At 71.6% G+C, this 11,674-nt stretch carries 5 protein-coding genes; 2 read left to right on the top strand and 3 right to left on the bottom strand.

Features of this window, described 5'->3' with window-relative positions; translation table 11 throughout:
- Positions 1-5 precede the first annotated feature (5 nt).
- Positions 6-476 (bottom strand): hypothetical protein, encoded by a 471-nt coding sequence (locus tag VZL07_RS26935; protein WP_426750623.1) that lies wholly within the window; start codon positions 474-476, stop codon positions 6-8.
- Positions 477-766: 290 nt separating this feature from the next.
- Here VZL07_RS26935 and VZL07_RS26930 point away from each other — a divergent pair, with 290 nt between their 5' ends.
- Positions 767-2,557, top strand: a complete 1,791-nt coding sequence (locus VZL07_RS26930; RefSeq protein ID WP_426750622.1) for a CotH kinase family protein — start codon at positions 767-769, stop codon at positions 2,555-2,557.
- Positions 2,558-2,634: 77 nt separating this feature from the next.
- On the opposite strand, the gene pbpC is transcribed toward VZL07_RS26930, so the two are convergent.
- Entirely contained in the window at positions 2,635-5,007 is a 2,373-nt protein-coding gene (gene pbpC / locus VZL07_RS26925; RefSeq protein WP_426750621.1) for a penicillin-binding protein 1C, read from the bottom strand.
- Between the two features lie 33 nt (positions 5,008-5,040).
- Between pbpC and VZL07_RS26920 the strand changes: the two genes are divergently transcribed.
- Positions 5,041-5,724, top strand: a complete 684-nt coding sequence (locus VZL07_RS26920; RefSeq protein WP_426750620.1) for a phospholipase D-like domain-containing protein — start codon at positions 5,041-5,043, stop codon at positions 5,722-5,724.
- A gap of 22 nt (positions 5,725-5,746) precedes the next feature.
- On the opposite strand, the gene VZL07_RS26915 is transcribed toward VZL07_RS26920, so the two are convergent.
- A complete protein-coding gene (locus VZL07_RS26915) occupies positions 5,747-11,497 on the bottom strand; it encodes an MG2 domain-containing protein (RefSeq protein WP_426750619.1) in 5,751 nt (1,916 codons plus the stop codon).
- Positions 11,498-11,674: the final 177 nt, after the last annotated feature.

Genomic DNA, 11,674 nt, shown 5'->3' with positions numbered 1-11,674 from the left:
ACGCGTCAGGACTGCGCGGCGACGAGCGCGGCGTTGGCCCGCGCCAGGGGCCCCCCCTCCGTGGGGATGCGCTCGAAGTCGCCGCGCAGGGCCTTGATGGCGAACTTCTCCAGGTCGATTTCCCGGCGGGTGCGCACACCCAGCGCGCGCAGCAGCTCGGACAGCGGGCTGAAGCCAGACAGGCCGTGCTGGAGCATCAGCGCCCCGGCAACCGTGCTGAGCATCCGCAGGCGCCCGCCGTCCCGCCGCCCCAGCAGCAGGCCGAGCAGGGACACGGCCGAGGTCGCCACCGCGACGGCCCGGTGGACGTCCCACTCACGCTCCAGCCGCTCGAGGTAGCGCGACATCTCCGCGCGGTCCCCCCGCTCGGCCATGTACCGGACGCAGCGCTCCACGTGCTCGTCGATGCGCCGGTTCACCAGCTGTGGCGCGTGGGCACGAACGGTGTCGGACGACGTCTGGTTCCACGATTCCATGAGCAGCCCTTTCTCCCTGACGCGACGCGCCCCTGTCTCCTTGAAGCTAGGACCGCCGCCGCGCCGCGTGCACAGCCCGCTCGGGGAAAGGGGGCCCGCCCTGCCCGGCAGCCTGCCCCGCCAGGGGCCCCTTCGCGTCCCATTCCCTCCAGGGATGGGCGGGCAACCAGGTTGGGAAATCCGTTTCCCTTGCACGCGACGGCAACGGCCCACTGGCAGGCGGAAGCGTCCGGTCGCCACCAGTCCGCAGCCCTACAGGCGGGCACAGGCGTTGCTTTGCGCCTGAGTCGATGACTCCTTCCCGATTGCTGCTGTGCCTTCCGCTGCTGAGCCTGTGGGCCTGTGAGGGTTCCCAGGCGGCGCGGCCTCCGTCATTCCAGGACCCACCGGGCGTGGAGGATCCTCAAGAGCTGCCTGTCGACGAGGACCCGCCACCATCACAACCCCCGCCCGTGGACCCGCCGCCCGTGGACCCACCACCCCCGGTGGACCCGCCGCCCGTGCCCGAGGTGGAGCGGCCCTACACGATGCCGCCGGTGCAGACGTCGGTGCCGCAGTACGAGCTCATCATTCCCGAAGAGACGATGCGCCTGTTCGAGGCGGACCCGTGGACGCCGGAGCAGGACGGCCTCTTCAAGGCGAACGGCACGACGTACCGCGTGAAGGTGCGCCTGCGCGGCGCGTCCGCGCGCTTCTTCCCGAAGAAGAGCTGGAACGTGAGCTTCGAGGACGGCGTGCGCTTCGAGGGGAGGACGTCGCTCAACCTCGTGGCCGAGTACGCGGACGCGACGCTGCTGGCGGAGAAGATTGCCTTCGACCTGCTGGAGGCCATGCGGGTGCCCGCGTCGAAGGGGACGTTCGTGCGGCTGAACGTCAACGGCGTGTACCAGGGCGTGTTCCTGGAAATCGAGCAGGTGAACAAGGCCTTCCTCCGGGCGCACACCTTCCCCGATACCGATGCGACCATCTACCGCTGCGGCTGGAAGGACTGCGAGTTCAAGATGGTGAAGGTGCCCTACCAGGGCGACTGGGCGAAGAAGACCAACGAGACGCAGCCGGACGACAAGCTCTGGGAGATGCTGGCCGCCATCAACCACACGCCCGAGCCCCGGTTCGTCAGCGAGATGGAGAAGCGCTTCCAGCTGGAGCACTACCTGCGTGCCATGGTGATGGACGCGCTGATGTCCAACAACTACGTGGAGGACTCGGAGAGCTACTTCATCTACGACCGCGCGGTGGCGAAGTGGTCCTACGTCCCCTGGGACCTCAACAACGTGGACTCGCGCTGGTGGTACCCCATCAGCGTGGAGGACATGAGCCAGAGCACCAGCAACATGCGCCACCCGCTGTTCACCTTCACCCTCACCGATGCCTGGGTGGAGAAGATGTACGAGCAGCGCAAGCTCGAGACGTTGTCGTACCCGGGGTACCTGCCGGTGTTCTCCAACCTGGCCACGCGCGTGGTGATGAACCCGGTGCTGCGCGAGCGGCTGGAGGCGCGGCTGGACAAGGCGATGGCGGAGCTCTTCACCAACGAGGTGATGGACGCGCACATCGACGCGCTGCACGCGCTCATCGACCCGCACATGCGTGACGACCCCTTCATGGACTACAGCCGCTTCACCGCGGGCCGCTCCTACCTGAAGCACTACGTGCGCGAGCGCCGCGCCTTCATCCTCAAGGAACTGGAGCGTCACGCGCAGCAGCGGCCCACGCTGGTGTTCGAGGCCGTCCACCCACGCGAGGGCTGGGTGGAGGTGGGCAACCGCACCTCGGCGCCCCTCAACCTGCAGGGCATGGTGCTGACCACGCAGCTGCGCATCAGCCTGGCGCAGAGCCCCAGCCACCTCCCCACGCAGGTGCGGGCGCCCATCGGCGCGGTGCTGCCGGACCTGACGGTGGCCCCGGGCCAGCGCGTCCGCATCAACGCGGCGCAGCTGGGCATCCAGATGCCCGTCAACGGCGAGATTGGCCTGTTCGACGGGCGCTCCGTGGTGGGCGTGAAGGACCTGCTCTTCTACGGCGACCTGGGCGCGGGCAAGCGCTACGAGCGCGGCGACCAGGGCTGGGAGGTGCGCTGAGCGGCGGGCCCGCCTGAAGCCGCCCGACGATGGACGTGGACGCGGCGCTCCTGGAGACTGGGGCGCCGCGTTTCTCGTTACTGCCGCACGCGCACCACCAGCGTCCGCTTCGCGCTCAGGCCCCGGTCGTCGGTGACGAGAATCTCGTGCGAGCCCACCGACGGCGTCCACCACATGCGCTCGTCGGCGCGCGCCGTCCCGAGCAGCGCCCCATCCACGAACCACGTGAGCGCCCGCTCGTGCGAGGCCTCCGCCTCCAGCGGCACCTCCTGCTGCGAGGCCGGCACGCCGGGAATCAGGATGGCCACCTGTCCCGGCGCCGGAGAGACGATGGCGGGCGCGGCGCGCTCGCCGCCCGGCTCACACCCCGGGGCGGCCGCGGGCGGCTCCGGCAGGCGGCGGTGCTGCTCCTCCAGCCAGCGGCGGATGGTGGCGGGCCACGTCACGTACACCCGCGTCTCCGTCTTCCGCCCCGCCCGGCACATGGGCCCCACCGCGAGCCCCGTGGCCACGTCCACCTCCACGTGCTGGTGATACGGGCAGCGGGCGGTCGGCACCGCCGAGCGCCGCGCGTAGACGTGCTTGCGCTGCACGCAGGCGTCCGTCGGCAGGTGTCCCGAGTAGGCGCAGACCTCCACCACCGCCAGGTCCTCCGGCGGATTCACGGCTTCGTCCGGCAGCGCCAGGCCGCGCGGGCCCACGCCCTCCAGGATGTCGAACAGCACCGGCCCCGCCGCGTCCGCGCCCACCAGGTGCACGCTGGGCGAGTGGTCGAAGTTGCCCAGCCAGACGACCGCCGTGTGCCGGGGCCCCGAGCCCGCCGCCCAGGCGTCGCGGTGGCCGAAGCTCGTCCCCGTCTTCCAATGCACGCGGGCCGGCATGCCCGTCAGCCGCCGCCGCTCCGGGAAGTCCGGCCGGTCGCGCAGCGCCAGCGCCCGGCGCGTCAGCCACGCCGCCCCGGGCGACAGCACCTCCGCGGGCTCACCGGCCTTCGGGTCGTCCCGGAGCAGCCGGAGCGCCGGCGCGCGCCCATCTCCCGCGAGCGCCACGTAGACACCCGCCAGCTCCAGCGGCGTCATTTCGATGCCGCCCACCGCCGCGGACAGGCCATAGTAGCCGGGCTCCTGCACCAGGCTGGTGACGCCCGCCGCGCTCAGCGCGCCCAGGAAGCGCTCCACGCCCACGCGCTCCAGAAGCCGCACGAAGGGCATGTTGAGGGACTGGGACAGGGCGTACTCCAGCCGCACCAGGCCCTGGAAGCGGCCGTCGAAGTTGCGAGGCGCATAGCCGCCGTAGGCCGTGGGCACGTCCGCCACCAGCTGCTCCGGCCCCACCAGGCCCAGGTCGATGCCCATGGCGTACAGCAGGGGCTTGAGCGCCGAGCCGGGCGAGCGCGGCGTGGCGAAACCGACAATCTGCCCGCCGTGCTTCTCGTCGAAGAAGTCGAAGTTGCCCACCAGCGCGAGCACCTCCGCCTCCTGCCGGTCCACCACCACCGCCACGCCGTTGTGGATGCCGCGCGGCGCCAGCCCCACCGCCGCGTCGCGCATCAGCCGCTCCACCATGCGCTGCGTCCCGGCATCCAGCGTGGTGGACAGCCGCGCGAGCTGGGGCCGCTGCGCGCGCAGCCACACCGCCACATGCGGCGCCTCGCGGGGGAACGGCGTCAGGTCCGTGGGCACCGCCGTCTGCTGCACCTCGCGAAGCACCGCCTCCGGTGACGCGCGGGCCGTTTCCGGCCCCCGGGGGAGCGCCTCGGCCTCCAGCAGGCGGCGCGCCACGCCGTCCCGCGCCGACTTCAGCCGCGCTGCGTTGTGCGCCGACGGGAAGCGCCGGTTGGGGTTCTGCGGCACCGCCAGCAGCGTGGCGATTTCCGCCGGGCTCAGGTGCGCCGCCGTGTGGCCGAAGTACGCCAGCGCGGCGGCCTCCACCCCCTCCACGTTGCGCCCGTAGGGGACGAACTGGAGGTAGGCGGCCAGCACCTCCTGTTTGGACAGCCGCAGCTCGAGCTGGAAGGCCCGGAAGGCCTCGATGACCTTCGACGTGAAGGTGCGGGGCCGCGGCTCCAGCACGCGCACCAGCTGCATCGTCAGGGTGGACGCGCCCGACACCCGCCGCCCCGTCACCACGTTGCGCACCGCGGCGCGCAACACCGCCAGCGGATCCACGCCCGGGTGGAGGAAGAAGCGCTTGTCCTCCAGCGCCAGCAGCGCCTGGACGTAGTCCGGGTCCACGCGCTCCAGCTGCGTGGGGATGCGCCAGCGCTCGTCCGGGGCGAGGAAGACGTGGGCGGGGGTGCCGTCCCGGTACTCCATCACCACCGAGGCGGGCGCGGACAGGCGCTCGGGCAGCGGCACGCGCCACGCGGCCACCCACGCCACGCCCAGAAGGACGGCCAGGGCCAGGGTGACGCGCAACGCCTTCCGGCGGATTCGAGGGGCACGGCTCATGAGACGGTGAATCCCTGACATATGCTACGCGCGATGAATGCCATTGAAGTCGACGCCATCCTGACGTCCATCCTCGATGACCGGCGGCTCACGCCCACCGAGCAGCAGGCGCTGAAGGCCGTGCTGGCCGAGCGGCGAGCAGGCGAGGCCCTGCTCACCCTCTTCCGCTCCCGCGCGTTCGCCCTGGCGCGGTCGTCGATGAAGGACGCGCGCTCCCGCGAGGTCATCTCCTGGCTGGAGGAGACAGTGCAGGCCCTGCACGCGCCCCAGCCCGTGGAGACCTCGCGCATGGAGGCCCACTTCTCTCCCGGCGACGGCCCCCTCAACGCCATCGTCCAGCAAATCCAGTCGGCGCGCGGGTCCATCGACGTGTGCGTCTTCACGGTGACGGATGACCGCATCACCCGCGCGCTGATGGAGGCGCACCGGCGCGGCGTGCGGCTGCGAATCGTGAGTGACGACGACAAGGCCATGGACCCCGGCTCCGACATGGAGCGGCTGAGCGACGCCGGCGTCCCCGTCCGGCTGGACAACACCTCCGCCCACATGCACCACAAGTTCGCCGTGTTCGACCGGCTGCGGCTGGTGACGGGCAGCTACAACTGGACGCGCTCGGCCGCCACGCACAACCACGAGAACGTCCTGGTGTCCGACGACGCGCGGCTGGTGCAGCCCTTCAGCCGCGCGTTCGACGCGCTGTGGGAGACGCTCGGCTAGGAGCGCCTCCCCCACCCGCTGACTACAGCAGGTGGTCCTTCCACGGGCCGGACACCTGAATCGTCTGGCCCGGCTCGCGCGCCCACAGGCGTGGGTCGTACATGGCCTCCGCCTCCACCGACGGCAGGGTGAAGGCGCCCGCCGTCACGGCGCGCACCGCGTAGATGACCTTCTTCGACTCCCGGGGCCCCAGGCTGCCGAACACCTCCATGCGGTCATCGCGGATGTTCACGTAGTCCGCGGCCCACAGCGACGCCGGGTCCACCCAGTCCACGGCACCGCCCCGGCCCAGCCGCGCGTTCTCGATTTCCCAGCCCGCCGGCAGCCGGTCCACCAGGGCGATGTTCTGCACGCGCTCGGCCGTGGTGTTGCGGATTTCCAGCTCCACGTAGACGAGGTCCGCCAGGGCCACCGGCGACTGGCTGACGTTCAGCACCGAGCCGTCCAGCTTGCGCCAGGTGCGGGTGAGCGCCAGGCCCTCGCCGCCCGTGCGCGGCCGGCCCTCCGAGCGCACGCCCTCGCTGCTGAGGATGAGGTACAGCTTGCCCTCGTCCTTGGACTTCAGCTCCAGCTGGAGCCCCTGCCGCTCGCTGGCCCGCGCCAGGGACCACGTGCGATCCGACGCGCGCGCGGACTTGTCCTGCACCGGCGCCACCTCCTTGCCGTCCGCCCTCAACACCGGCGGGGTGAAATCGGTGGACGCGCCGTGGATTCGCTTGCCCAGGCCGGTGATGCCCCAGACGAGCTCCTGCGTGGTGTACCAGTCGCTGCGGTGCGCCTGGAGCGACTCGGCCACCATGCGCGCCAGCGGCTCGCCCGCGGCGTCCTTGCCGAACAGGTCCTGGAAGGTGCTCAGCATGAAGCCCCGGCGGCGGCGGTCCGAGTAGAAGGACCAGTCATTGCGCCGCTCGTCGGTGACGGGGGACAGGTCCGGGTTGCGCAGCTCCTTCTCGTAGCGACGGTCCCCCGCCAGCCACAGCGCGGCCTTGAGCATGTAGTCCCGCTCCAGCTGCTCGCCCGACAGCGGCGCCCGCTTCGCCTCCTGCGCCAGCGCGTCCACCAGCTTCTGCACGCGCGCCTTGCGGCCCTTGCCCGCCACCGAGAGCACGTAGTGCATGTAGGCCTCGGCGCTCTCGCTGTAGTCGGCGCCGCGGCTCACCCGCCCCTCGTACCGGTTCAGCTCGTTGGACATCCACGCGAGCGCGTCATCCAGCCGGTCCTGCGGCACGGGGTACTTCAGCTTCTGCGCGTCCAGCAGCATGTGCGTGACGTAGGCCGAGCCCCAGCTCACCGGCTCGGTGGCGCCCGGCCAGTAGCCGAAGCCACCCGACGGCGTCTGCATGGACAGGACGCGGTTGATGCCCGCCAGCACCATGTCCCCCACGTTGGCGCCCTGGGTCAGCGTGGGGTCCACGCTGTCCACCAGCTCGGACACGTACAGCAGCGGCCGGGTGGAGGACGTGGTCTGCTCCACGCAGCCGTACGGGTAGCGCACCAGGTACGAGAGGTGCTGGAGCGAGCGCGCGTACGGATTGGCCGTCACCCACAGGGTGGAGCGCTCCGTCGTGGGCACCCAGCCCTGGAGGTACTGCGACACGTCCGTCGTCCCCTGCGCGAGCTCGAGCTGCTGCACCAGCCGCTCCCGCGGGCCCGCGGGCGACAGCGGCACGTCCAGCGACTCGCGCGAGGTGTAACCGCCGCCCTCCACCGTCACCGTCAGTCGCGCCGCCCCCACCGCCTGCACCGCGCGGGCCTGGAAGACGAAGGTGTGCGACTGGGTGTTCTCCACCCGCGCCCGGCCCTCGCTCTTGCCCAGGAGCTGGAGGGGCGAGGTGGCCGCCGCGGGCATGACCAGCCCCGGCACCGGCAGCGACTCGGCGGTGAGCGTCACCTTCACGTCCTGCGCCTTGCCGGACAGGTTGGTGACGAAGACAGGCACCTGGATCTCGTCGTTCTGCGTGAGGAAGCGGGGCAGCGTCGTCTGGAGCACCAGCGGGTCGCGCACCAGCACCTGCGCGCTGGCCCGGCCAACGCGCTGCGGGCCCGCCGTCACCGCCATCACCCGCACCGCGCCGCGGTACTGGGGCAGCTTGAAGGGCACGCGCAGCTTGCCATTGGCCGGCACCGGCAGCAGGCCGCTCCACAGCGCCACCGGCTTGACGGGCTGCACGCGGCCGGCGGCGGAGCCCTCGCTGTCACCACCCGTGGAGCGCGACGCGCCTCCCGGCGGCACCAGCAGTGTCCAGCCCAGCGTCTCGTAGGTCTCCACGCCCAGGGCCCGCTTGGTGAAGAGCTGCTTCTGCGGGTCGGGGCTCTGGAAGCGCGTGAGGGAGAGGATGCCCTCGTCCACCACCGCCACCGTGGCGAAGGTGGGCCCCTCCTGCGGGCCCAGCTCCAGGTCCACCGTGAGGGTGTCGTTGGAGCGCACCTCCTTGGGCACGTTCATCGTCACCTGCTGCGTGTACTCCACCGGCTCCAGCGTCACGCTGCCCACGCCGAAGGCGCGGTCCGGCATGAAGGCCTCGGCGGACTCCAGGTGCGGGTCCTTCACCAGGAAGGTGCTGACGTAGACGTTGGGCGCGAAGGCGGACGGCGTGAAGGTCCACGTCACCTCGCCGGGCTCCACCGCCACCCAGTCGGACGCGAGCACGCGGTCCGTCTCCGCGGTGAAGAGCATGCGGCCCTTGTACGGCGAGCGCACCTTCACGGTGATGGCCTGCCCCACACGCGACTTCGCCGGCAGCACCAGGTCCAGCGAGGTGGGCTTGAGCGGGCGCGGCGTCTGGTCCACGCGCGAGCCCTCGCCCCACCAGTAGTAGCGTCCCTCGCCCTCCAGCTCCAGGTCCGTCTGCGTCGCGCCCGAGCGCACGCGCACGATGTAGCCCGCGGCGTCCGCGCCCGGCGTCACGTCCAGCGAGAAGCGGCCATCCTTCACCGCCACCTTGGCGCTGCCCTCGCGCAGCGGCCGCAGGTAGCGCTGGTAGCGCTCGTAGCCCTCGTTCTCGTCGTAGAAGTAGCCGTACTCCTCCTCCAGCCGCAGGTACTCCACCTCCACGGACGCGGGCGCCCGGCCCGCGGCGGACAGGAGCTTCCCGTCCCAGTCCACCACCACGCCCTTCACGTTGAAGGGCTTGCCCGCCTTCACCTTGCCCGTGCTGGCCTGGAGGCCCACGTAGTACGTCTCCGGGTGCACCGGCACCGTCACGGTGTTCACCGTGGAGCGGCCGCTGCCGGCCTCGAAGACGCTGGCCTGCGCGGCCAGCTCGGCCGCGCCCCGCAGCGCACCCATGGCGCCCTGCGCGGGGCAGCGCAGCAGCGCCTGGCCCTTGGCGTCCAGCGTGCCCTTCACGTGCCCCAGCGTGACGGCGCGCGGTTCGCTGCCGTCCTGCCGCCACAGGCCGTAGGCGTACTGCGCGTTCTCCTTCGGCTTGAACGCGGACGGCACCAGCCGGCACGTCACCTCCACCGGGCTGCCCTCCGCCGAGCCGCCGAAGAGGTACGCCGCCTCCACGCCCACGGGAATCTCCTCGCCCTGGAGGTAGCCGGGCTTCTCCGTGCGCGCCTCCACCTTCATGCGCTCGGGGACGAACTCCTCCACGCTCACGTGGTAGGAGGCCACGTCGCGGTCGGCCACCTTCAGCGTCACGCGGTAGCTGCCCGTGTCCTGGAAGGGCTCGAAGGGCAGGTCCAGCGTCACCATGCCCGCCGCGTTCGTCTTCAGCGCCACCTTCTTGAGGTCGCGCTCGCGCGGGTCCACCACGCGCAGCTCCACCGGCATCCCCGCGGGCGGCGCCTTGTTGTCCTGGCCGCGCAGCACCGCGGCGATGTGCGCGGTGTCCCCGGGCCGGTACACGCCCCGGTCCGACCAGAGCGCGGCGCGGTAGGCCTTCTCGGAGCGGTAGGGCTCGCCCTGCACGTCCGAGTTGGCAATCTCCGTCTTGAGCTCGCTGTACTTGAGGTACGTCAGCTCCTCGCCGTCGCGGGCGATGAGCGCGAAGGGCTGGCTGTCGTCGATGCCGGGGGCCGGCACCTGGAGCCGGCAGCCGTCCGCCCCCACCGTGGTGCACCGGGCCACCGTCTCGCCGCTCTTCTTCACCAGGGACACCTCGACGCCGGACAGCGGCTCGGTGTTCTCGATGCCGAGCGCCCACACCCAGATTTCCCCCGAGTCGCTGGAGCCGGGTGCCGGCCCGCCGCGCTTGGCCACGAGGCTCAGGTTGGTGAGCAGGATGCGGCTGGCCGCCTGGTAGCGGCCATTCCGGGCGGTGATTTCCACCAGGCCCCGGATGCTCGCGGGCACCAGGGTGGCCACGTCGACGTAGGTGGTGGTGAGCGTGTCCGGCGGCGCGTTGAGGGTCAGCGTGCGCCTGGCGACCACGTTCGAGGTCCGCTCGTCCGCGCGCTCCCGGTTGTCGTCGCTCATCCAGAAGACGAGGTTCTCCGGCGGCACGTTGCGGACGGTGAGCTCCGCCGAGTCCAGGTTGAGGTGCTGCAGCGGCAGGTTGCGCCACGCGCTGCGCGGCAGGTAGCGACCCGACGTCGCGAAGGACAGCTGCGGCGAGCGCGCGGGCACGGCGAAGGCGTCCTCGTAGGTGGCCAGCAGCATGCCGCCGCCAACCGACGTCGTTCCCGCGTCGATGCGCAGCGTGTACGAGCCGCGCTTGAAGTCACCGAAGATGCGGAAGCCGCGGCGCGAGGGCGCGACGGAGACCTTGACGGCGGGCGACAGGTGGATGGCGTCGGCGGCGACGCCGTCATCCAGCGTGCAGCCCCGGTTGCTGCTGTCCCAGTAGTACGGGTCATAGCCTTCCGTCTCGCGGGGCGTGGGCGGGGCGCTGCCGTCCACGTCGCGGCAGCTCACCTCGAGGTAGAAGCCGGTGCTGCCCTGCTCCACCGAGACGCGGGTGATGTCCATGCGCTTGCCGGGGCGGAGCTCGAACGCGCCACGCGCCGCGGGCGCCACCGTCTCCGCCTGCGACGCGGCGGGCAGGCCCGCCTGGAGGCTGAAGTCGACGGTGCGGCCCTGCTTGAGCAGGGTGCTCGTCAGCTGCGCGGCCACGACGTTGCGCGACGTGGGCAGGGTGCGCCACTTCACGTCCCCCACGGCCTGGCTCCCCACCCGGAAGCTGCTCCGCGCGCGCACGGCGGCGAAGTTGACCGGGCCGGAGAAGACGGCCTCCACCTCCACGCGGCCCTTCACCATGTCGAGCTGACGTGGCACCAGGCGAACGAACTGGAAGGGCGGCGTGGAGAAGGAATGCGACCACGCGCCCTCCACCGGCGGCTTCACCACGCCCGAATCCAGCGCGACCGCCGACACCGTGACGGTGTACTTCGTGTCGAAGGCGAAGCCGTTGCCCGACGGCTTGAAGGTGAGCGTGGAGGCAGTGGTCCACGAGAAGCTGCCCGGCACGTCCGGCGAGAGCGTGACGGCCGTGTCCTTCAACACCTCGCCACTGCGGGGCCGCACGTCGCGGGGGAACTCGATGACGAGCTCCTCCGGCAACGTGTCCCCGGTGGAGACGGCGCGGATGACGGGCGTCAGCGACTCGGGCGGGACGGGCCGCGGCGCCTCCGCGGCGGCCGTGCCCGAGTCCGCCGCGTCCGTGGGCGCCGACGTGACGGGCGTCTGGGGCGGCGATGCGGGCGTCTCCGTGGACGCCTCTTCCTTCTTGCAGCCGGCGAGCGTGGCGCCCACCAGCAAGGCCGCGAGGAGCCACCCGGAGCGTTTCGCCCAGGGTTGTCTCTGCGTGACGTCGGACTGCGGACCCATGTTTCCTCCAGAAGATGTCGCGTGTTCTTCACACGGCGTGCCGAGCGAAGGCACCCCGAGGAAGAGAGGGCTGTGGTCAGGCGCCCGCGGCCGCCGCGTGTCCCCCGCGCGTCAGCGGACCCGCAGGGTGTCCGGGGGGCCACACCGGCCGTGGCTCCCGGCGCCTGCGAAGGCTTC

The organism is Pseudomyxococcus flavus (genome assembly GCF_050038885.1).
Taxonomy (GTDB): domain Bacteria; phylum Myxococcota; class Myxococcia; order Myxococcales; family Myxococcaceae; genus Myxococcus; species Myxococcus flavus.
This window is presented reverse-complemented; position numbering and strand designations above follow the sequence as displayed.

What these genes read in the sequence shown, in the direction of transcription:
- VZL07_RS26915 (WP_426750619.1), bottom strand. Translation starts at nt 11,497, where the DNA reads ATGGGTCCGCAGTCCGACGTCACGCAGAGACAACCCTGGGCGAAACGC.
- VZL07_RS26935 (WP_426750623.1), bottom strand. Translation starts at nt 476, where the DNA reads ATGGAATCGTGGAACCAGACGTCGTCCGACACCGTTCGTGCCCACGCG.
- VZL07_RS26920 (WP_426750620.1), top strand. Translation starts at nt 5,041, where the DNA reads ATGAATGCCATTGAAGTCGACGCCATCCTGACGTCCATCCTCGATGAC.
- VZL07_RS26930 (WP_426750622.1), top strand. Translation starts at nt 767, where the DNA reads ATGACTCCTTCCCGATTGCTGCTGTGCCTTCCGCTGCTGAGCCTGTGG.
- pbpC (WP_426750621.1), bottom strand. Translation starts at nt 5,007, where the DNA reads ATGAGCCGTGCCCCTCGAATCCGCCGGAAGGCGTTGCGCGTCACCCTG.